The organism is Leeuwenhoekiella sp. A16, from assembly GCF_047946675.1.
Lineage (GTDB): Bacteria > Bacteroidota > Bacteroidia > Flavobacteriales > Flavobacteriaceae > Leeuwenhoekiella.
Map to the genome: position 1 here is coordinate 3,689,252 of NZ_CP172313.1, position 21,580 is coordinate 3,710,831.

General features: G+C 37.3%; 19 protein-coding genes. 15 read left to right on the forward strand and 4 right to left on the reverse strand.

The window, feature by feature from the left end:
* Positions 1-65: 65 nt before the first annotated feature.
* Entirely contained in the window at positions 66-1,160 is a 1,095-nt protein-coding gene (ychF, locus tag ACH3O9_RS16155) for a redox-regulated ATPase YchF (RefSeq protein ID WP_416442186.1), read from the reverse strand.
* Positions 1,161-1,478: 318 nt separating this feature from the next.
* On the opposite strand from ychF, the gene ACH3O9_RS16160 reads away from it, so the two are divergent.
* A complete protein-coding gene (locus tag ACH3O9_RS16160; protein ID WP_416442187.1) occupies positions 1,479-4,166 on the forward strand; it encodes a TonB-dependent receptor in 2,688 nt (895 codons plus the stop codon).
* Positions 4,167-4,240: 74 nt separating this feature from the next.
* Here the strand turns inward: ACH3O9_RS16160 and ACH3O9_RS16165 are convergent, their stop codons facing one another.
* Positions 4,241-4,588: a 4Fe-4S dicluster domain-containing protein gene (locus ACH3O9_RS16165; protein WP_416442188.1), complete on the reverse strand. Its 348-nt coding sequence runs from the start codon at positions 4,586-4,588 to the stop codon at positions 4,241-4,243.
* Positions 4,589-4,659: 71 nt separating this feature from the next.
* Between ACH3O9_RS16165 and ACH3O9_RS16170 the strand changes: the two genes are divergently transcribed.
* The 10 genes from ACH3O9_RS16170 (at position 4,660) to ACH3O9_RS16215 (ending at position 12,861) form a co-directional block, all read left to right on the forward strand.
* Complete coding sequence (locus ACH3O9_RS16170; protein WP_416442189.1) at positions 4,660-5,721, forward strand: acyl-CoA reductase; 1,062 nt, start codon at positions 4,660-4,662, stop codon at positions 5,719-5,721.
* 192 nt (positions 5,722-5,913) lie between these two features.
* Complete coding sequence (serC, locus tag ACH3O9_RS16175) at positions 5,914-6,978, forward strand: 3-phosphoserine/phosphohydroxythreonine transaminase (RefSeq protein ID WP_416442190.1); 1,065 nt, start codon at positions 5,914-5,916, stop codon at positions 6,976-6,978.
* Positions 6,979-7,015: 37 nt separating this feature from the next.
* Positions 7,016-7,966 carry a D-2-hydroxyacid dehydrogenase gene (locus tag ACH3O9_RS16180; RefSeq protein ID WP_416442191.1) on the forward strand — a complete coding sequence of 317 codons (951 nt, stop codon included), beginning with the start codon at positions 7,016-7,018 and terminating at the stop codon, positions 7,964-7,966.
* Positions 7,967-8,100: 134 nt separating this feature from the next.
* Complete coding sequence (locus ACH3O9_RS16185) at positions 8,101-8,739, forward strand: DUF937 domain-containing protein (RefSeq protein ID WP_416442192.1); 639 nt, start codon at positions 8,101-8,103, stop codon at positions 8,737-8,739.
* Between the two features lie 151 nt (positions 8,740-8,890).
* Positions 8,891-9,310: a DUF6146 family protein gene (locus ACH3O9_RS16190; RefSeq protein WP_416442193.1), complete on the forward strand. Its 420-nt coding sequence runs from the start codon at positions 8,891-8,893 to the stop codon at positions 9,308-9,310.
* A 44-nt stretch (positions 9,311-9,354) separates the two neighbouring features.
* Positions 9,355-9,870, forward strand: coding sequence for a DUF6787 family protein (locus ACH3O9_RS16195; RefSeq protein ID WP_416442194.1), 516 nt, complete (start codon positions 9,355-9,357; stop codon positions 9,868-9,870).
* A gap of 108 nt (positions 9,871-9,978) precedes the next feature.
* A complete protein-coding gene (locus tag ACH3O9_RS16200; RefSeq protein ID WP_416442195.1) occupies positions 9,979-10,521 on the forward strand; it encodes a hypothetical protein in 543 nt (180 codons plus the stop codon).
* Positions 10,518-11,372, forward strand: a complete 855-nt coding sequence (locus ACH3O9_RS16205; protein ID WP_416442196.1) for an ABC transporter ATP-binding protein — start codon at positions 10,518-10,520, stop codon at positions 11,370-11,372. Before ACH3O9_RS16200 ends, ACH3O9_RS16205 begins: the two co-directional genes overlap by 4 nt.
* Positions 11,369-12,199, forward strand: coding sequence for an ABC transporter permease (locus ACH3O9_RS16210; protein WP_416442197.1), 831 nt, complete (start codon positions 11,369-11,371; stop codon positions 12,197-12,199). The genes ACH3O9_RS16205 and ACH3O9_RS16210 overlap by 4 nt, the downstream gene beginning before the upstream one ends.
* Positions 12,196-12,861, forward strand: a complete 666-nt coding sequence (locus ACH3O9_RS16215; protein WP_416442198.1) for a hypothetical protein — start codon at positions 12,196-12,198, stop codon at positions 12,859-12,861. Before ACH3O9_RS16210 ends, ACH3O9_RS16215 begins: the two co-directional genes overlap by 4 nt.
* Here the strand turns inward: ACH3O9_RS16215 and ACH3O9_RS16220 are convergent.
* Together ACH3O9_RS16220 and ACH3O9_RS16225 are read right to left on the reverse strand one after the other, a co-directional pair.
* Positions 12,858-13,811 (reverse strand): T9SS C-terminal target domain-containing protein, encoded by a 954-nt coding sequence (locus ACH3O9_RS16220; RefSeq protein WP_416442199.1) that lies wholly within the window; start codon positions 13,809-13,811, stop codon positions 12,858-12,860. The genes ACH3O9_RS16215 and ACH3O9_RS16220 overlap by 4 nt on opposite strands.
* Positions 13,812-13,827: 16 nt before the next feature.
* Entirely contained in the window at positions 13,828-15,366 is a 1,539-nt protein-coding gene (locus tag ACH3O9_RS16225; RefSeq protein ID WP_416442200.1) for an NAD(P)H-hydrate dehydratase, read from the reverse strand.
* Positions 15,367-15,699: 333 nt separating this feature from the next.
* On the opposite strand from ACH3O9_RS16225, the gene thrA reads away from it, so the two are divergent.
* From thrA to gcvT, 4 genes are read left to right on the forward strand one after another with little or no spacing between them, the layout of a single operon-like run.
* The gene (gene thrA, locus ACH3O9_RS16230) at positions 15,700-18,141 is read left to right on the forward strand and encodes a bifunctional aspartate kinase/homoserine dehydrogenase I (RefSeq protein ID WP_416442201.1); all 2,442 of its coding nucleotides are present in this window, start codon (positions 15,700-15,702) and stop codon (positions 18,139-18,141) included.
* A 9-nt stretch (positions 18,142-18,150) separates the two neighbouring features.
* Entirely contained in the window at positions 18,151-19,080 is a 930-nt protein-coding gene (locus ACH3O9_RS16235; protein WP_416442202.1) for a homoserine kinase, read from the forward strand.
* A 30-nt stretch (positions 19,081-19,110) separates the two neighbouring features.
* Complete coding sequence (gene thrC, locus ACH3O9_RS16240; RefSeq protein WP_416442203.1) at positions 19,111-20,412, forward strand: threonine synthase; 1,302 nt, start codon at positions 19,111-19,113, stop codon at positions 20,410-20,412.
* Positions 20,413-20,464: 52 nt separating this feature from the next.
* Entirely contained in the window at positions 20,465-21,547 is a 1,083-nt protein-coding gene (gene gcvT / locus ACH3O9_RS16245; RefSeq protein WP_416442204.1) for a glycine cleavage system aminomethyltransferase GcvT, read from the forward strand.
* Positions 21,548-21,580 lie beyond the last annotated feature (33 nt).

The window sequence follows — 21,580 nt, forward strand, 5'->3', positions numbered from 1 at the left end:
TTGATAAAATCAAGGGCTTTTTTTTATGCCTAAAGTTTTTAGAGTAAGACTATGACAAATAGATCTTATACGTTAAATAAGAAGTGCATTACATCACCATCCTTTACGATGTAGTTCTTCCCTTCTACTCCCATTTTACCGGCTTCTTTTACTTTCGCTTCGCTACCAAATTTTACAAAATCTTCATAAGAGATCACCTCTGCACGAATAAAACCTTTTTCAAAATCTGTATGAATTACACCGGCTGCCTGTGGTGCAGACGAACCAATAGGTATCGTCCAGGCTCTTACCTCCTTCTTACCAGCAGTAAAATATGTTTGTTGATTAAGCAGCTTATAAGCTGTGCGAATTAACTTTGATGAACCTGGCTCCTCAAGACCTATATCTTGCAAGAACATTTGGCGCTCTTCATAATCATCTAGTTCATTAATATCTGCTTCAGTACCTACAGCAAGGACAAGAACTTCAGCATTTTCATCTTTAACAGCTTCTTTAACAATATCTACATATTTATTTCCAGATACCGCAGAACCTTCATCAACGTTACAAACATACATTACCGGCTTATCTGTAATAAACTGAAGTGGCTTAACCCATTCTTCATAATCATCATTCTCAAATTCAAGAGCCCGTATAGAAACACCTTTTTCTAACGACTCTTTAATTTTTAAAAGAATAGATTCTTCTTTTTGTGCTTCTTTATTTCCGGTTTTTGCGGCTCTTTTTACTTTTTCCAGCTTTTTTTCTACTGTCTCAAGATCTTTTAGCTGCAACTCTATATCAATAGTTTCTTTATCGCGAATAGGGTTTACATTACCATCTACGTGAACGATATTATCATTATCAAAACATCTTAGAACATGTAAGATCGCATCTGTCTCTCTTATGTTAGCAAGAAACTGATTTCCCAATCCTTCTCCTTTACTGGCTCCTTTTACCAAGCCGGCAATATCAACAATTTCTACTGTTGCAGGCAGAACTCGCTCAGGATCTACTAGTTCTTCTAATTTTGATAAACGTGGATCTGGCACATTCACCACGCCTACGTTAGGCTCTATAGTACAGAATGGAAAATTGGCACTTTGCGCCTTCGCATTTGATAAACAATTAAAAAGTGTAGATTTTCCTACGTTAGGTAATCCTACTATACCTGCTTTCATACAATGAAATTTTATACAATTTTTAGGGCGCAAAGATAGTGAGCCTTATTAAAAGATGAGCCATATATATTAATATCCTCTTTACCTGGTTAAGAAGCTATTATTCTAATTATTTTTATTAATTGAGATAAACTAAAAATTAGATTAAACATTAGTCTAAAATAAAAGAAACTTAACCGCATTGCGATTTATTTATCCTTTCCTATCAAAAAATAATAATTATAAAATAATATCGATTAGTTTAAAATTCTTAAAGAAAAACTGTTAAATCATTGCATTCTTTAAATACATTTACCAATTAATCTACAAATCAAGCAAATGAGAAATTTTACTTTTCTGCTTCTGGCGCTATTTTCATTTATGGCTATCGAGGCTCAAAATACTGTAACCGGAACGGTGACAGACGATGAAGGAACCCTCCTGCCCGGAGTGAATATTTCAGAAAAAGGAACAAACAAGGGTACAACTACAGATTTTGACGGTAATTATAGCATCGCTGTAAGTGAAAATGCGATTCTGGTTTTTAGTTATATAGGTTTTGAAGAACAGCAAGTAAATGTAGATGGTCGTTCACAAATTGATGTGACGCTTGCCAGCGGAGTACAGCTCAACGAAGTTCAGGTAGTGGGTTCAAGAAGTCCACGGCGTACAGCAACAGATACTCCGGTTGCCATAGATATAATAGATGTTCAGGATGTGAGCACACAAAGTGGACAATTAGAAGTTAATCAATTGCTTCAATATGCGGCGCCTTCTTTCAACGCAAATAAACAATCAGGATCAGACGGTGCAGATCATGTTGATCCCGCATCGTTACGTGGTCTAGGTCCAGATCAAACACTGGTTCTTATTAATGGTAAGAGGAGGCATCAATCTTCTTTGATCAATATTTTTGGCACAAGAGGTCGTGGAAATACAGGTACAGATCTCAATACAATTCCCGTAACAGCAATTAAGCGTATAGAGGTTCTACGAGACGGTGCTTCGGCTCAATATGGTTCAGATGCAATTGCAGGGGTTATCAATATTGTTTTAAAAGATGAGGTAGAAACGTTGCAGGGATCTGTAAGTTATGGTGCGTATAGTACAAATGCAGATGGTGATTTTGGCACAGATCCCTATGGTCTTTGGAATACAGATGGCTATAGATTAGACACAGAAAACGATGGTAACAGCATAGGAAAAGATAAAGACTTTGACGGCGGTTCTCTAAAGGTTGGTCTTAATTATGGTGTCGCTTTAAGCGAAAATGGAGGCTACGCAAATATTACGACAGAATACATAAATAAGAATAAGACGCTACGCCCGGGTTTTGAATTTAGAAAAGGATTTGGTGAGGCTGCTATAGAAGGTTTTAACTTCTTTGTAAATGCGGCATACCCCTTAAATGATAAAACTGAAGTTTACGCTTTTGGCGGAAGAAATTATCGCGATACAGATGCTTTTGCATTTACAAGAAATAGTGGGGCTCGAGTTGTTGAATCAATTTTTCCTAATGGGTTCACCCCTCGTATTACATCAATTATTACAGATAACTCAATGGCAGTGGGAATACGCACTAAAACTGATAGCGGATGGAATATCGACCTTAGTAATACTTACGGTAAAAATGATTTTCATTATTATATAAAAGGAACTCTCAACGCATCACTAGTCGATTTATCACCAACAGATTTTGATGCCGGCGGTCATAGCTTAGACCAGAACACGATAAACCTTGATTTTTCTAAATTCTATGAAGATGTTTTAGCAGGAATGAATATCGCCTTTGGTGCAGAATATCGTACAGAGAACTTTAATATTTTCTCTGGTGAAGAAGGTTCTTACGGTACCTACGATACTTCCGGCAGATTGATCATTGATCCGGCGACACAAACTCAGCCTACAGATCCAGAATCAGGCGATCCCAGACCCGGCGGTTCACAAGGTTTTCCCGGTTACAGCCCTGCTAACGAAGTAGACAGAAGCAGGTCTAACGTTTCTCTATATGCAGACGCAGAATTTGATCTTACTGAAACGCTTCTCGTAAGTACTGCAGCAAGATTTGAAAATTACAGCGATTTTGGAAGTACAATAAATGGCAAGATCTCGTCCCGATTAAAATTATCTGACAATTTTAATTTACGTGGTTCTGTAAGTACAGGCTTTAGAGCGCCATCGTTAGCTCAAATCTATTATAACTTAAGGTTTACAAATTTTGTAGGTGGTGAAGCTTTAGAATCTTTGTTATCACCTAACAATAGCCCGGTTACCGCATCTTTTGGAATTGGACCTCTTAAAGAAGAAACTGCTACCAACGCGGCAATCGGATTTACCACTAATTTTAGCGGATTTTCGGCCACTGTAGACGGATATTATATAAATGTAAAAGACAGAATTGTTCTAACCGGAAACTTTGATGCGACTAACATTCCGGGAGTTGAAGCAGCTCAATTCTTTGCTAACGGCGCAGATACTGAAACTTACGGTCTTGACATTGTACTGTCGTATAAAAAGCGATTTGGTGAAAATTTATTCAGTACAACATTTACAGGTAATATAAATGACATGTCTATCACAGATGTAAAAAATGGAGATCTTGATCAAAGAACTTTCTTTGGAGAGCGAGATCAGTCATTCTTGCTTGCTTCTGCCCCAGATAGTAAACTGAGTTTAAATCTTAATTATGAAAGGTCATGGTTTAATGCAGGTTTAGCTTTTACACGCTTTAGCGAAATTGAGCTTCTCGATTTTCAGGTTTTTGAAGATCCTGCAGATCTGGGTTATGCCAGTTATGCAGATTTGCTGGAAGGTGCAACAGATCATTACGGTGCAAAATTAGTTACAGATCTTACTTTAGGTTTCACACTTTCAGATCATATAAAGCTTCAGGTAGGTAGCAATAACTTATTTAATGTATATCCAGATCAACAAGACGACTGGACAGAAGCTGGTGGTTATTGGGATGCAGTACAAATGGGCTTTAACGGCGCATACTACTACTCCAGACTTTCATTTACATTCTAACAAAAGAGAACAAGACATAAAACAAAAGAGCCCGGACATTTAATCCGGGCTCTTGATTTATAAAAATATTTTTTTTAGTGGTGCATAAAAGCCTGTTTTGCAAGAAGCTCTTTTTCTGTTTCTACGTGATCTTCATCAGGTACGCAGCAGTCAACAGGACATACAGCAGCACATTGCGGCTCTTCATGAAAGCCCATACATTCTGTACACTTGTCTGGTGCTATATAATAGAATTCATCACTTATAGGTTCCTGAGTATCTTCTGCGTTCACGGCTTTACCACTTGGCAGGACTACATCCCCTTCAAGATCAGTTCCATCAGCATAACGCCAGTCATCAGCACCTTCATAAATTGCAGTGTTAGGACATTCTGGTTCACAAGCCCCACAATTTATACATTCATCTGTTATTATTATTGCCATAGCATTTCGTTTCTAAATCCGTAATTTTACACGCAAAATTAAGTCTTGGCCTTGTTCTTACCAAACCAAATATGGAATTAAACCAAAGAATTACCGCATTTTCAAAACTGGGTGAATTTTTAGATCAATTTAAAAATAAAGATACCAGTAAAAATGACGCATTAGAATTAAACACAGTTTTTTATGATGTATTTAAGGATACTCTCATTAAATCTACTCAACTAAACGCCTGGTTTACGGCAAATCATCTTGAGAAAGCCATTGAAGCCTGGAGTGATTCTCTAAAAACTGAAAATCTTGAAGCCTGGTTAAAACCATATACGTTTCCTGCAAATGATGTAAGTAAACGAGTAGCAATTATAATGGCTGGCAATTTGCCTCTTGTAGGTTTTCATGACTTTTTATCTGTCCTTATTACAGGTCATAAAGCAGTGGTTAAATTGTCTAGTAACGATCAAATACTTTTACCGCTTATAGCGAAAGTGCTTATTGCAATAGCACCTAAATTTGAGGATTACATAACTTTCACTACAGAAAGATTACCAGAATTTGATGCTGTGATCGCCACAGGCAGCAACAATACCGCGCGCTACTTTGAATACTATTTTAAAAATAAACCCCATATAATACGTAAGAACAGAAATGCAGTTGCTGTATTAAAAGGGAATGAAACCATTGATGAACTAGAATCTTTGAGCGAGGATATATTTAGATATTTTGGCATGGGCTGCAGAAGTATATCTAAGATCTTTGTTCCCGAAGGTTATAATTTTGATAACTTCTATAATGGTATGTTTTCAAAAAAAGATTTTATAGATCATCACAAGTATGCCAATAACTACGATTATAACAAAGCGGTCTATCTAATGAGCCTTTTCCCTGTGCTTGATAATGGTTTTTTAATTTTAAAAGAAGATAAGACCTACTCCTCTCCTATTGCCGTAGTCTTTTACGAATACTATACTAATGAGGAAGAATTAAAAATAAAATTAGAAGCTGATTCTGATCAGATTCAGTGTATCGTGAGTAAAGATTTTATAGATTCTGAAATTGATTTTGGAAACTCACAGCAACCAAAACTTGATGATTATGCAGATGGTATTGACACAGTTGCATTTTTATTAAAAATATAGGCTATAATCTCATATAAATTATTGATTTTTTAACTGCAGTTCCTTTCATTTTGGGCATCTTTGCATTGATTTTTAAGGCCAATTTTCTTTAAAGAATGAGATGAACTTTCAGGTGATTAACTACATGAAAAATCTTAATTTTTACCTCTTAAATTTTTAATAGAACATCTGACCGAAAAACTAAACAAACAGATGAAAAAACACAACTTCAGCGCAGGTCCCTGTGCATTACCACAAGAGGTGCTTAAACAAGCATCAGAAGCTATACTGAATTTTAACAATCTAGATTTGTCTCTTATAGAGATATCGCATCGCAGCAAAGATTTTGTAGATGTGATGGAAGAAGCACGAGAGCTTGCATTAGAGCTTCTTGGTCTTCAGGGCAAAGGCTATAAGGCGTTATTTTTACAAGGAGGCGCAAGTCTTCAGTTTGTAATGACTGCCTATAACCTGCTAGAGAACAAAGCTGGGTATTTAAATACAGGTACATGGAGCGATAAAGCACTTAAAGAAGCTAAATTCTTTGGTGAAGTGGTAGAAGTAGCTTCTTCTAAAGATAAAAATTACAACTACATTCCTAAAGGTTATACCATTCCTAAAGATCTTGATTACCTGCATGTAACGAGTAATAATACAATTTTTGGAACGCAGATAAAAAACTTTCCAGATGTAGATTGCCCCCTTGTGGCAGATATGAGTAGTGATATATTTTCTCGCGAGCTTGATTTCAGCAAATTTGAACTTATTTATGCCGGCGCTCAAAAGAACATGGGTCCTGCAGGTACAACCCTTGTTGTTATTGATGAAGATATTTTAGGCAAAGTGACTCGTAAGATACCTTCAATGCTTGATTATGCAACGCATATAAGCAAAGGAAGTATGTTTAATACTCCGCCAGTTTTTGCAGTATACGTTTCATTACTTACACTAAGATGGTTAAAAGGTCAGGGAGGCATTAGCGGTATTCAGGAAGAGAATGATAAGAAAGCAAAACTGATCTATTCAGAAATAGATATCAACCCGCTTTTTAAAGGTTTTTCAGCAATAGAAGACCGCTCTAACATGAACGCAACTTTTAATATTATAGAAGATAATTTAAAAGAAACTTTTGATACTATGCTTAAAGAAGCCGGTATTAATGGTCTTAACGGTCATAGAAGTGTAGGTGGTTACAGAGCTTCTATGTACAATGCATTAAGCTTAAAGAGCGTAGGAACTCTTGTTGATGTGATGAGTGAATTAGAACGCAAAGCATAATTCATCCTTTAATTAAGAATATAAAATATAAAGATTAATGAAAATATTAGCTAACGACGGAATTTCTCAGTCTGGTATAGATGCTCTTGAAGCAGCAGGTTTTGAAGTGATCACTACAAAAGTTGCTCAGGAGCAATTAGTAAATTTCATAAACGAAAACAATATTGATGCACTTCTTGTGCGCAGTGCTACAACAGCACGCAAAGAACTTATAGATGCTTGCCCGGGACTTAAATTAATAGGACGCGGTGGTGTAGGCATGGACAATATTGACGTAGAATATGCAAAAAGTAAGGGACTGCATGTTATAAACACACCGGCATCTTCTTCTGCTTCTGTGGCAGAACTGGTTTTTGCGCATCTTTTTGCAGGAGTACGTTTCTTATACGATGCTAACAGAAATATGCCACTTGACGGCGATTCTAAATTTAAAGATCTTAAGAAAGCTTACGCCAAAGGCGTAGAACTTAGTGGTAAAACTCTTGGTGTTCTTGGTTTTGGCCGTATAGGCCAGGCTACAGCAAAAGTTGCTTTAGGTGTAGGTATGAAAGTGGTCTTTTTTGATCCTTTTATAGATGAAGCCGAAGTTGCACTTAGCTTTTACGACGGGCAATCAGTTTCTTTTAAATTAAAAAGCGAGTCTAAAGAAGACGTTATAAAGCAAGCAGATTTTATCACCCTTCACGTTCCTGCTCAAAAAGAATATGTAATAGGTAAAGCAGAACTTACCCTGATGAAAGATGGCGCTGGTCTTGTAAATGCTGCACGTGGCGGTGTTGTAGACGAGGTTGCGCTTATTGATGCTCTTGAGTCTGGTAAATTAGCTTTTGCAGGTCTTGATGTTTTTGAAAACGAACCTACACCTGCCGTAAAAGTGCTTATGAATAACAAAGTTTCACTTTCTCCACATATTGGTGCAGCAACAAATGAAGCTCAGGATCGTATAGGTACAGAACTTGCAGATCAGATTAAAAGTTTATTAAAATAAAAATCGTTTATAGTTTATCCAAAAAATCGGGTCTTTTACCCGATTTTTTGCGTTTAAAGCGAGATTTCTCGAACTAAGAAAACACTTGATTATAAATTCGTAATTTTAGTACTCTAACAAATAAAAAGATACAAATGTCTGGATTATTAGATTTATTAAGTAGCAATGTAGGTAAGCAACTCATTAGCGGTGCTAGTGCCGAAACCGGCGCTTCTGAAAACCAAACCGCTGACGTTTTAAGTATGGCTTTGCCATTACTTATGGGGGCAATGAAAAAGAATGCACAGACTCCGCAAGGTGCAGCTGGGCTATTAGGAGCCTTATCTTCAAAGCACGATGGTAGTCTGCTTGATAATCTTGGCAGTGTATTAGGCGGCGGTGTTAATAAAGATCTTATGCAGGATGGCGCTGGTATATTAGGTCATGTTTTAGGTGGTAAACAACCCGCAGTTGAGAATGCATTAAGTCAGAAATCTGGGCTAGACACTGGTAGTATTGCTCAAATACTAAAAATAGCAGCTCCTGTTCTTCTTAGTGTTCTTGGTAAACAAACAAGACAAAATAATGTGAGTGATTCTAACGACCTGGGTTCATTATTAGGTAGCATGTTAGGCGGTCAACCACAACAAAATCAAAGTTTAATTGCCAGCCTTATCGATGCAGACGGTGACGGTAGTGTGCTTGATGACGTAGCAGGTATGGTTTTAGGTGCAGCTTCAGGACAAAAGAAAGGCGGACTTGGTGGAATGCTGGGCGGACTTTTTGGAAAATAAAATTGAAGAACTTCAAATCTTTATTGACTAAGCCGCCACTGAGCGGCTTTTTTAATTTTTCGCGTTAGCTTTTACACCCATTTATAACTGCCTAATATGATTTATGATTCTTTTTAGAGAACAGTTTTGTAACTTTAAAAAAAGAAAAGCGATGAAAAATATTCTTTATCTGGCACTGGCCCTCATTTTTGTCTATAGCTGTGCAACCACAAAATCTAAGGATCTTGAAAGCACTGCAAGCACAAATGATACGGTGAGAATTGCAAACGATAGTTTAGAGTATGAGATCATCATAATCGAACCTGGTTTTTCTACTTTTCTTAATTCACTTGCTAAACCTGAAGGTTATTATTCACAGAATTATCTGGAAAATAAAAACCAATTCTTGGTAATAGATTATAATCAAAGGGTTTTACAACCACAGCGCTACAATCCAGATCTTTATCCCTGGCAAATAGATTATGACCGTAACACAGATTATGGGTATGAGGTTAATTATAAACTGTATAATTACTTTGTTTTCTTCAGCAGAAAGTACAATCAGAAATTTAGTGTTCCCACTCGTATCTGATGAATTTTATTTTGACTCATTCTAAATAATTGTATATTTAGCGAGTGAAAAATTTCAAAGAAAAATGGGAAATAACCCACAATTGGCAACTTTTATTTCCTGTATTGGGTATATTATTGTCAATGGGCTGCGGCTATCTAATTGCTCGTAATTTTTTCGCAGAAGCTATAAGTGATACGACCACACTATTTCTTCTTGTAGCGCTGTCTCTAATTATAGGATATATAATAATTCTGCTGAGTTTATTCTTTTTCAGGAAACTTAAAAATCGCTGGAAGGTGAATGCGCGGTGGGAATACATTGCAATATTTATTGTCTTCGCAATTACTGGTTCTACGGCGGGAAGGATTTCACATCCCGTTATGGATTTTTTAGGTATAGGAAGTGATGAAATTTCGGGCTTTATATATTGGCCGCTACGCATTATCATTATCTTCCCACTCTATCAAATTTTATTATTAGTTTTCGCTTGGCTCTTTGGTCAATTTAATTTCTTTTATGAATTTGAAAAAAGAATGCTATCAAAAATGGGATTGCGATTTCTGTTCTCAAAAAGCTGATTTTTAGATTTTTTAACCGATTTTGGGCCTACTGTATTTTTCATTTATACTAAAATTCAATTAGTTTTAGTTATAAAATTCTATATTTAAATCCCAATCATAAATTTTGTGAGCATTAAACAACTGCCTATACAACCGCATCCTGCCATTTCCTATTTACGTGTAGGCAGGCTGTTGTATTATGCGTTGTTGCTGTTTATTGCAGAGTCATTATTTTACGGCTGGCATCTTTACAAAGCGATTTACTACTCGTCTATTCTGCATATTGCATTCTGGTGCTGGTGTTTCTTCTTTTCATTCATTCATATTTTTCTTGTAATTATGGATGGCTGGTCGCGCTACCAGAATTATAAACGTGCTAAAGATCTTTTTTACCTCCATGGTTTTAGACCAAGAATTGCAAACCAGTTTGCGGGGTCAAAATGCCAGAGAATGGCTACAGAAGTAGCTGCAACAGAATTGGGTATGGGCGATCAGGTAAAATACCATTATGAAAAAATGGGCATAAAATGGTATCATTATGTGCCGTTTTTTATGGTAAAAGACCCGCTTTTTCTCTTTAAAAAATACTTCTGGAAACGTACTTTTTTAGAAAAATCATACGAGTCTCAATTTGATTTTAGAAAATTGCAATTTCAACTTTCTGTATGATAGAAGCTATCAATCTTAGTAAATCTTATTCTGGTAATAAGGTACTCGATACTGTTTCTTTGAATTGTGAAAAAGGAGAAATTTGTGGACTTCTGGGCGCTAATGGCGCAGGAAAAACTACGTTATTTAAAATCTTGCTAGGATTGCTCAAGGCAGATTCAGGAAGCTATAAAATTCACAGTAAAAGCAAAAAACCTATTGGCGGAATCATAGAAAAACCGGCGTTATACGAGTTTTTAAATGCCTATGAAAACCTAAGATTATTCGCGAAAATTCAGGGAGCTGCTGTAGACAAATTATCGCTTCAAAATTATCTGGAGAAAGTTGGTTTGCCCTTAGATCGTAAAGATGCTGTGCGCAATTTTTCTATGGGTATGAAACAACGTCTGGGTATTGCAATTGCGTTGCTTAACAATCCAGAATGTTTAATTCTTGATGAGCCTTTTTCTGGTCTTGATCCGCTAGGTATTGCTTCATTGCGCACATTAATTGCAAAACTGGCAGCAGAAGATAGGCTGGCGATTTTAATATCCTCTCATATTATTGAAGAGTTAAGCCGTGTGAGTCAAAAATTATTTGTTATTGAAAAAGGAAAGATCTTACGATCTGGTCCCACACAGGCGATCATTCAGGCAAATACTTCAGAATATTTAATTTGTGCTTTGAATATTGAAAAATCTAAAACGCTTAAAAAACTCAATGCAGAAATAAGCGGCAATTGCGCAAAAGTGGCTTTCGCTACAGCTAAAATACCCGGTCTTCTACAAGAATTACATCAAGAAGATATCTTAATCACATCCTGTACGCCGGTAATTGATATGAAAAACCTCTTTCAAGCTACTGCAGAATGAAAGAATTGATCTGGGCAGAAACGTATAAAATGTTTAAACAGGGCAAAACGTACTACGCCTTGTTAGCCATTTTTATAATTGAGATCATCGTGCTTTTTAGCGCGTATTATCAGGGCAGCAGTATTATTGATATTCTTCTCGACAATCTAAAACAGTCTTTCTATTTTGAAGGTAATCTGCTTAATGGCAACCTGCTTGTTTATCTTATTCTTAATACGCTTTGGTTTCACCTGCCATTGATTCTCATGATCGTGATTTCCGGGATGCTTACCGCAGAATATAAAGACAATACGATACAGTCTGTAATGCTGCAACCCGTTTCAAAATGGAAATTCCTGTTGAGCAAATATCTTGTAGCCATAGCTTTTACACTACTTACTGTGTTCTTTTTGGCCTTTTCTGCAATGTTATTCTCCTATACCATCTTTGGGAAGGGTGATCTTATTGTTTATCTCGACACGCTTAATTTTTTTAGCAATAAGGAAGCTTTTAGCCGAATTTTATGGGCTTTTTTATGCGGAACTTTCTCTATGATTTTCTTTTCTGTAGTGAGTTTAACGCTTGCTGTCATTTTTAAAGAATCGACCAAAACATGGATAATATCGGCTCTATTTCTCATAATATCTAACATGTTGCTTAAAGTTGATTTTGGTAATGAAATTCTGGACCGTTTTTTGTTTTTTAAATTAAACGATACCTGGCAGTACCTTTTCTATTATGATATTCCGTGGCAACTCATTTACAGCAATTGCCTTATTTTACTGGCTTACTCAATTGTAAGCGTAGCAATTGGTATTTTTATTTTCAATAAACAAGATGTAGGATGATAAGAGTGATTAGTCTTTGTATTTTGATTTTAACGGGTTGTTTTTCCTGGTCACAGACGATCGATAACAATCTGCTTGAGATTAAAGAAAAACTTGATGTCGTAAATCAATTTACAGCAGATCTGGAAATGACCGTAGACATTTCATTTATAAATATGCCTCAAAAACATGCTGAAATCACCTATGAACGCGGCAAAGACCTACAAGTGAATTCTGAAGATTTTGTACTTATTCCCAAACGCGGATTAGATTTACCTTTAAACGAAATCTTTAAATATGATTTCATAACGGTAGATCGCGGTATGGAGGAGAGAAATGGTGAGAATTATAAAATGATAAATATTATTCCCACAGATGACCGGGCAGATTTTTCTATCGCTACACTTCTACTTGACACGATCAATAAAAGAATTTCAGAATCTCGCATAAATACTAAAAAAGACGGCGCCTACACGGTAAAGATGGCTTACGCCAAAAAAGACGATATCTTGCCCAGCGATGTAGAAGTTGATTTTGAAGTAGAACGCATGCGATTACCCTTGCGCTATATGGGAAAAGAAGCAGATGTTGACAAAGAAAAATACCGCTCAAAAGAGGTAAAAACCGGTAAAATCTACCTTAAAATCAGCAATTATAAGATAGATTCTAAAACCGCTTCTTAGTAGTTAATCCAGTTTTTAAGATCAAAAACGTGCATTTGCGCAGGTATATTGGCAAATGGTTTTTTCACGAGGCTTTCATTACTTACATAAATTCGCTTTCCATCAAGAGAAGTAATACCTTCTACCTGATGAAAAGGAAGAGCCAGCTTAATCTTACGCTTATTTCCTGAAAAGACATTGTTTTTAAACTGGGAGCAGATATAAATAAAAGGCTCGAGCGACTTACTGTACCCGCAAAGTAGCAATATGTTTTTTGCTTTTACATAAGTTGCGCCCGTGACCAGACCATTAATGGGAAAGGTGGTTTTAAACGCTGCGGTATAACTTCCCGGCAAAATGGGCAGCTCATAAATTGCCGTTCCGGTTTTGGTCCATTGTTTTGTAAATAAGTAGATCTTCTCGTCTTTAATCACAAATGCCTCGCAGTCAAAATCTGTTGTGTTAGGTGCAGCTTTCGCGAAAGCTTCCTGATCTGGATATTTAAAATTTATTACCTCTACCTCGGGATCATCTTTTAAAAGAGAGGTTTTGCTAATTTTAAGGATCTTAAGATCCTTCCTAATACCGGTGTAATTATTGCCAAAATCGCCTAAATAGATGTAATTATCGTCCTGAGTGATATCTTCCCAATCTACATTTTTAAAGCCGTTTAAAGTATACGTATGCGAGATTGCACCCGTTAATGTATCAAGCTCATAAAGATGGGAATCGTTGCCATCATTATGCGTCAATAAATGACCATTAAATGCAATTAGGCCAGAAGTTTCATTCACGCTTTTAGGCAGAGTAACAAAAGTTTCCGGTTTAGCGATAACTTCTGCATAAATACAGCTGCCATCATTTTCTTTCGCAGAAGCGTCATAATTTGAAGCAAGTGAATCTGTACAGCCACTCGCCTGCCCAAACATTGACGCACTACAAAGCACGAAGATTATAAAGAAATATCTCATTTCGCTAAAAGCAAACTTATTGTGCCATTTGAGGCTGTTCTGGTTTTTTAAACAAGTCAACAAACGCCTGCCCAAGAAACTCAACAAGATTACCGGCAATTAAACTCTCATAACTGGTATGACTTATAGCGATATCGCCGGCTCTGCCATGCAAATAAACTCCAAATATCGCCGCATGAAGAGGATCGTATTGTTGTGCCACTAAACCAGTAATTACACCGGTAAGCACATCGCCGGCTCCTGCAGTTCCCATACCGGGGTTGCCGGTATTGTTGATATAAAGCTTGTTATCGTAAACCGTAATAGTATGCGCACCTTTTATTACGAGAACAATGTCATGCTCTTTTGCAAATTGTTTAGCTTTCTCAAGTTTATCAAAATCATCTTCCCACTCACCTATCAATCTTTCAAGCTCTTTAGGGTGCGGAGTTAAAATAGATTTATTGGGTAAATATTGCAGAAAATCGGGATTTTTAGCCAAAATATTCAGCGCATCAGCGTCAACCACCAGCGGTTTTTTGTTTGACTTTAGAAAATCTCCAAATGCTTTAATGGTTTGACCTTCTGTCCCCATGCCCATACCAATCCCGATCACATCAGGATCAAGTTCAAAATCTATTTCCTCCAGGTATTTACCGCGATGTCTGTCTGCTACAACCATTGCTTCAGGAAATGCGGTTTGCATGATATCTACACCAAGTGCAGGTACAAAAGCAGTTACCAGCCCGCTGCCAGAATGTAAACATGCTTTTGCAGACATGGTGACTGAACCCATTTTACCATAACTACCGCCTATTATAAGACTATGACCGTTTGTACCTTTATGTGAGAATTTTGTTTTAGGCCTGTACATCTGTTGAGCTTCAAATTTGTCTATGAGCTCAATATTTGTGGGTGTAGTTGCCATATATTCGGCGTCAAGCCCAATATCTATAACCGTCCAGTTGTCAATATATTTACCGGTTTGTGGTAAGAAAAAAATGAGTTTTGGAAACTGAAAAGTAAGCACCGTCGTTGGTTGTATAAATACTTCATCTTCTCCCGGCACTTTATCCATATATAAACCTGATGGAATATCAATAGATAGAATATAAGCTCCAGAATTATTAATGCGCTCATAAAGTGCATGTACCCATTTATCTACAGGGCGATTATAACCTATACCAAAAAGTGCATCAATAACCAGATCTGTACTTCCGATTTCTGGTATATCCTGACCGATTTTTATGACTTCTGGCCAGTTTTTTGTTTGCTGCTTTAAGCGGTCATAAGCCAATAGAAAATCTTTAGAACGATGATCGCTGTAATTAACGATATAGGTTTTTACGTTGTAACCTTTCTCAATTAGATTTCTTGCGATTACAAGTCCGTCGCCACCATTATTCCCTATTCCACAAAATACTTTAATAGGCACCGCGCCGCCCTGCAGGCGTTGATCGATCCAGTTAAAGGCATAACCGCCGGCACGCTCCATAAGATTTATAGAAGGAATATTCTCCTTTGCTAGTGTTGCTTTATCTGCTTCATATATTTGCTTCTGGCTAAATATTTTCATGTTTTGTGTTTAATTGTTTGAATAATTCGCAATGAAATAACAGGAATTTACGTTTCATTAATAAAAAATCTGTTTAAATGATAAACGCTGATAAATCCCTAAAAATGGACCAAAAGTCTTGTCTATCCCCGTAAAAATAATACTTTTGAAGGCAACATCATTCAACAATGAAGGCTATTCTAAATACAATAATCTCTACTGGCGCTGCTACATTTAGCACGCAAGCTTTCATTATTATTACCCCTTTGGGGTATACAAAAAACATATAACTTTCACATCTGTTTCGTTTACACGAAAAATTCTCATATTAAATTCATTTACAACACATAAGCTATGCGTGTTTTAAAATTTGGTGGTACTTCTGTAGGAAGTGTAAAAAACATCAATCAAGTCATAAAAATTGTTTCAGAAGCATCTAAAGAGCAGAAAATTGCAGTAGTAGTTTCAGCAATTGGTGGTATTACAGATCTACTTTTGAAAACAGGTACTGAAGCCAGTACTAAAGATGAAGCGTACAAAAGCACCTTTCAACATATTAAAGAAAAACATCTTGAATTTACGTCAACGCTAATTCAAGATGATCAGGGAGCAATTGATGAAGTTACAGCTCTGCTAAAAGAACTTGACGAACTGCTATACGGTATTTATCTTATTAATGAACTTTCACCTAAAACTATAGATAAGCTTCTATCTTATGGTGAGATTCTTTCGTCCTCAATTATTGCACGAGCGATGTATACGCAAGATTTAGATGCCAAACAAAAAGATAGTCGAGATCTAATTACGACAAATAATAAACATACAAAAGCATCTGTAAATTATAAAGTTACATATAGTCAATTAAACTATTACTTTACTAAGGCTAAACAAAGAATTACTGTATTACCCGGTTTTATTGCCAGTTCAGAATCTGGAGAAACTACAACCCTGGGTCGTGGTGGCTCAGATTTTACAGCTGCAATTGTAGCTGCGGGCTTGAGTGTAGATCAACTTGAGATCTACACAGATGTTAGCGGTATGTTTACAGCTAATCCCAAGATCGTTAAACAGGCAAAACCTATCGCAGATATCTCTTATCATGAGGCGATGGAGCTTTCTCATTTTGGCGCTAAAGTGCTTTATCCGCCCACAATTGTGCCGGTGATGAGCAAGAATATTCCTATTCTTATTAAAAACACGTTAGAACCAGATGCGCCCGGAACGATAATCCACAACAAAGAAGAGAACACCGGCAACCCAATTAAAGGAATAAGCAACATTAGCAAGATCGCCTTGCTTACGTTAGAAGGCGGCGGCATGGTAGGAATTCCCGGTATTAGCAAACGCTTGTTTGAAACACTTTCTGCTCAGGGTATAAACATTATTCTCATTACACAAGCCTCCAGTGAACACAGTATTTGTCTTGGCGTTATGGAAGAAGATGCGGGCCGAGCTAAAACAGCTGTTGATGAAGAATTTCAAAATGAAATCTCTCTAAATCGCATTGATCCGCTTACGCTGGAAATAGGTCTTTCTATTATCGCATTGGTAGGCGACAGAATGAAAAGTCATCAGGGTATTAGCGGTAAAATGTTTAGCACCCTGGGTAAGAACAATGTGAATATTCGCGCTATCGCACAAGGTGCCAGCGAAAAGAACATATCTGCAGTAATTGCAGAAAAAGACGTAAAAAAGGCATTAAACAGCCTTCACGAGCGGTTTTTTGAAGCTCAGCGTAAGCAGCTTAACCTTTTCATTACCGGTGTTGGGAATGTGGGTAGCAGATTGCTAAAACAGATTTCGCAGCAGCAGGATTATTTAAAAACACAACTCAATGTAAATCTTCGGGTTTTAGGTTTAAGTAATTCTCGCCAGATGGTAATTAAAGAAGGTGGAATTGATCTTTCAAAATGGGAAGAAATTTTAGCCGAAGGTGAGCCTGCAAGTATTGATGGTTATTATGAGAAAATTGTTTCGCTTAACCAGCGCAATAGTGTTTTTGTAGATATTACCGCAAATGCAGATGTTGCGGCGGTTTATGATAAATATCTAAAGCAAAGTATCGCGGTGATCGCATGTAATAAAATTGCATGTTCAGCCGACTTTGATAAATATCAGGAGCTTAAAACGCTTAGCACAGATTATAACGCACCGCTCCTTTTTGAAACTAATGTGGGCGCAGGTTTACCCATAATTGATACGTTGAATAATTTGATCGCTTCCGGAGATCGCGTTACTCGCATACAGGCGGTTCTTTCGGGAAGTTTGAATTTTGTGTTCAATAATTTCGCTCCGGGCGGAAACTTTCATGATGTGGTGCAGGAAGCAAAAGCAGAAGGTTTTACAGAACCAGATCCTCGTATTGATTTAAGCGGGGTTGATGTTGCGCGGAAGATCTTGATTTTAGCTCGTGAAAGCGGACTTAAAATGAATTTGGAAGACATAAAAAATGAGCCATTTTTAACCGAAAAAAACCTGAATTCTGGCAGTGTAGAGCACTTTTTTGAAACACTGAAAGAAGATGCTGCGCATTTTGAAAAACTTGTAAGTGAGGCAAGCGCAAAAAATTGCCGACTTAAATATGTGGCTCAACTTGACAACGGTAAAGCAAGCGTAGGATTGCAGGAAATTCCGCAGGGACATCCTTTTTACAATCTTGAAGGTAAAGACAACATTGTACTTTTCTTTACAGATCGTTATCCTGAGCAGCCTTTGTTAATTAAAGGCGCCGGAGCCGGTGGTGATGTAACCGCTTCAGGATTATTTTCAGATATCATACGCACACGCACCTTCTAACCGCAAATTATGAGAGAAATACGGGTTTTTTCCCCCGCCACCGTAGCAAATGTAAATTGTGGTTTTGATGTTTTGGGTTTTGCACTTGAAGGTTTAGGAGATGAAATGGTGTTGCGAAAAGTCGCTAAAAAAGGCATTTTTATAACTAAAATCACCGGTGCAGATCTTCCGCTTGAAGCGAAAGAAAATGTAGTGGGCGTCGCAGGTTTAGCAATGCTTGAACACCTTGATCTTGATTATGGTTTTGAAGTTGAAATTCATAAAAAAATAAGACTGGGTAGCGGTGTAGGAAGCAGCGCTGCCAGTGCCGCCGGAATTGTTTACGGTATCAATCAGTTTCTTGATGAACCGCTTTCTAATCTTGAATTGACGCAATTAGGAATGAAAGGCGAAGCCATAGCCAGCGGGAATGAGCATGCAGATAATGTAGCGCCATGTTTATATGGTGGCTTTACTTTAATAACAGGTTATGATCCTTTAACGATTGTTCCTCTGCCCTTTCCTGATGATTTGTATGTAACGATTATTCATCCTCATATCGAGATAAAAACTAAAGAAGCGCGACTGTTGTTACCCAAACAGGTTGAGCTTTCTTCAGCGATTCAGCAAACGGGTAATCTGGCAGGTTTAGTAGCCGGATTATTTCTTAAAGATTATAAGCTCATTGGCGAAAGCACAAAAGATGTTTTGATAGAACCGGCAAGAAAATCCCTTATTCCACATTTTGATTTATTGAAAGAATCAGCATTGAAAAATGGCGGAATAGCATTTGGAATTAGCGGTTCAGGTCCTTCAATGTTTACTTTAAGTAAAGGGATAGAAACTGCTAATAATGTAGAGTTTGAATTACTTTCCATTTTAAACGAAAAAAATTTAGAAACCGATAGTTATGTCTCACCGGTTTCACATGCAGGCAATCACATTATAGATAAAAAATAACCTACCTGTAGGATAAAAGAATAGCATAATATGCAATATTATAGTTTAAATGGCCAGGCGCCGGAAGTAGCTTTAGAAGAAGCGGTGGTAAGAGGAATTGCCCCGGATAAAGGATTGTATTTTCCTGAAAGTATAACACCGCTCCCCGCTTCCTTTTTTAAGAATATTGAGAATTTAAGCAACAATGAGATCGCTTTTGAAGCGATAAAACAGTTTGTAGAAGGGAGCATTCCTGATGATAAGTTAAAAGAAATTATAGCAGATGTGCTTTCTTTTGATTTTCCGTTAGTTGAAATTGAAGAAGATATTGCCGCTCTCGAGCTTTTTCATGGTCCTACAATGGCTTTTAAAGACGTTGGCGCAAGATTTATGGCGCGTTGCCTGAGTTATTTCTCTTCACAAAAAGAAACTCAGGAACCGGTAACCGTTCTTGTAGCAACTAGTGGTGATACAGGCGGCGCAGTAGCAAGAGGTTTTTTAAATGTAGAAGGCGTAGATGTTGTAATTCTTTACCCAACCGGTAAAGTGAGCGATGTTCAGGAAAAACAGTTGACCACGCTTGGCGCAAATATTACAGCTCTTGAAGTTGACGGAGTTTTTGATGATTGTCAGCGCATGGTAAAACGTGCTTTTCTGGATGAAGAAATCACCGGTAAACGTAAGTTAACTTCGGCTAATTCTATCAATATCGCTCGATGGCTACCTCAATTATTCTATTTCCTTTTTGCCTATAAACAGGCGAAAATCAAGGGAAAAGAACTGGTTTTTTCAGTTCCCAGTGGGAATTTTGGTAACATCTGTGCAGGTATTGTGGCCCATAAACTGGGTATGCCGGTAAAGCAATTTGTAGCTTCGGTAAACAGTAACGATATCGTGCCAAACTACCTAAAAACCGGTAAATATGAGCCAAAACCTTCCGTAGCGACAATAAGCAATGCGATGGATGTAGGGGATCCCAGTAATTTCATTCGTATTCAGAAACTTTTTAATAACGACCTTGATGAGCTTTCGCGCAAGCTAACCTCCTATTCATATTCTGATGCTGAGACTAAGAAAGTGATGAAAGACATATTTGACGAGACAGGATATATTGCAGATCCACATGGGGCTGTAGGTTATCTGGGACTTAAAAAATACATGGAAGATCATCCTGATGTGTATGGTATTTTCTTAGAAACCGCTCATCCTGTGAAGTTCTTACCGGTTGTAAGCGAAGTAATTCCACAGGAAATTCCTATTCCACCGCAAATTCAGGAAGTCATGCATAAGGAAAAAAAGGCGATTACTATAAGCGATTACGATAGTTTTAAGGCATTTTTAATCGGCGGTTAATCCTTCTTTTGATTGAGTTTTTGATACATTTGTGCTCTCTTAAAACGCACAAATGAAGTCAACAGCCTTAACTGAAATACACAAAGCCCTTGGTGCAAAAATGGTTCCTTTTGCAGGTTATAATATGCCTGTGCAATATGAGGGCGTAATTGCAGAACATGAAACCGTGCGCAATGGCGTGGGTGTTTTTGATGTATCACACATGGGCGAATTTCTCGCGTCAGGAGATAAGGCGATAGATTTGCTTCAACAAGTATGTAGTAATGATATTTCTAAAATAGAAGTTGGCGGTGCGCAGTACAATTGTTTACCAAATGATGAAGGCGGAATTGTAGATGACCTTATCGTTTACCGCATTCGCGAAAATGAATACCTTCTTGTCGTGAATGCTTCAAACATTGAGAAAGACTGGGAGTGGATCAATAAGCACAATACGTTTGATGTTCAGCTTAGAAATATTTCAGATAACTATTCGCTGCTTGCCATTCAGGGACCTAAGGCAATTGAGGCGATGCAGTCGCTAACTGAAACTGATCTTTCTGCCATAAAATTCTATAATTTTGTTGTAGCTCCTTTTGCAGGAATTGAGCATGTAATCATCAGCGCTACTGGCTACACAGGAAGTGGCGGTTTTGAGATCTACTGCGCTAATGAACACGCAGAACAACTTTGGAATAAAATTTTTGAAGCCGGAGAATCTTTTGATATAAAACCAATTGGCCTGGCGGCTCGTGACACGTTGCGTCTTGAAATGGGTTATTGCTTGTATGGTAATGATATTAATGACACAACTTCGCCTATTGAAGCCGGTTTAGGTTGGATAACGAAATTCACAAAAGATTTTGTAAACAGCGAAAACCTTAAAAAAGAGAAAGAAAACGGCCCACAACGCAAATTAATAGGTTTTGAACTTGATGAGCGTGGGATACCACGTCACGATTATGATATCATAAATGAATCTGGCGCAAAAATTGGAGTAGTAACTTCAGGAACTATGTCACCTTCTTTAAGTAAAGGAATTGGTCTGGGTTACGTTCCTGTAGAATTTTCAAAACCGGGAAGCAAAATTTTTATACAAGTACGCAAGAATGCGATACCGGCGACCGTTGTTAAGTTGCCATTTTATAAAGCATAAGTTAATTTAAACAGAATCCCCAATTTCAAAATC

Coding starts and splice junctions, on each gene's coding strand:
- ACH3O9_RS16205 (WP_416442196.1), top strand. CDS start 10,518: ATGATAGAAGCTATCAATCTTAGTAAATCTTATTCTGGTAATAAGGTA.
- thrC (WP_416442203.1), top strand. CDS start 19,111: ATGCAATATTATAGTTTAAATGGCCAGGCGCCGGAAGTAGCTTTAGAA.
- ACH3O9_RS16225 (WP_416442200.1), bottom strand. CDS start 15,366: ATGAAAATATTTAGCCAGAAGCAAATATATGAAGCAGATAAAGCAACA.
- gcvT (WP_416442204.1), top strand. CDS start 20,465: ATGAAGTCAACAGCCTTAACTGAAATACACAAAGCCCTTGGTGCAAAA.
- thrA (WP_416442201.1), top strand. CDS start 15,700: ATGCGTGTTTTAAAATTTGGTGGTACTTCTGTAGGAAGTGTAAAAAAC.
- ACH3O9_RS16220 (WP_416442199.1), bottom strand. CDS start 13,811: ATGAGATATTTCTTTATAATCTTCGTGCTTTGTAGTGCGTCAATGTTT.
- ACH3O9_RS16185 (WP_416442192.1), top strand. CDS start 8,101: ATGTCTGGATTATTAGATTTATTAAGTAGCAATGTAGGTAAGCAACTC.
- ACH3O9_RS16190 (WP_416442193.1), top strand. CDS start 8,891: ATGAAAAATATTCTTTATCTGGCACTGGCCCTCATTTTTGTCTATAGC.
- ACH3O9_RS16180 (WP_416442191.1), top strand. CDS start 7,016: ATGAAAATATTAGCTAACGACGGAATTTCTCAGTCTGGTATAGATGCT.
- ACH3O9_RS16235 (WP_416442202.1), top strand. CDS start 18,151: ATGAGAGAAATACGGGTTTTTTCCCCCGCCACCGTAGCAAATGTAAAT.
- ychF (WP_416442186.1), bottom strand. CDS start 1,160: ATGAAAGCAGGTATAGTAGGATTACCTAACGTAGGAAAATCTACACTT.
- ACH3O9_RS16210 (WP_416442197.1), top strand. CDS start 11,369: ATGAAAGAATTGATCTGGGCAGAAACGTATAAAATGTTTAAACAGGGC.
- serC (WP_416442190.1), top strand. CDS start 5,914: ATGAAAAAACACAACTTCAGCGCAGGTCCCTGTGCATTACCACAAGAG.
- ACH3O9_RS16170 (WP_416442189.1), top strand. CDS start 4,660: ATGGAATTAAACCAAAGAATTACCGCATTTTCAAAACTGGGTGAATTT.
- ACH3O9_RS16160 (WP_416442187.1), top strand. CDS start 1,479: ATGAGAAATTTTACTTTTCTGCTTCTGGCGCTATTTTCATTTATGGCT.
- ACH3O9_RS16165 (WP_416442188.1), bottom strand. CDS start 4,588: ATGGCAATAATAATAACAGATGAATGTATAAATTGTGGGGCTTGTGAA.
- ACH3O9_RS16215 (WP_416442198.1), top strand. CDS start 12,196: ATGATAAGAGTGATTAGTCTTTGTATTTTGATTTTAACGGGTTGTTTT.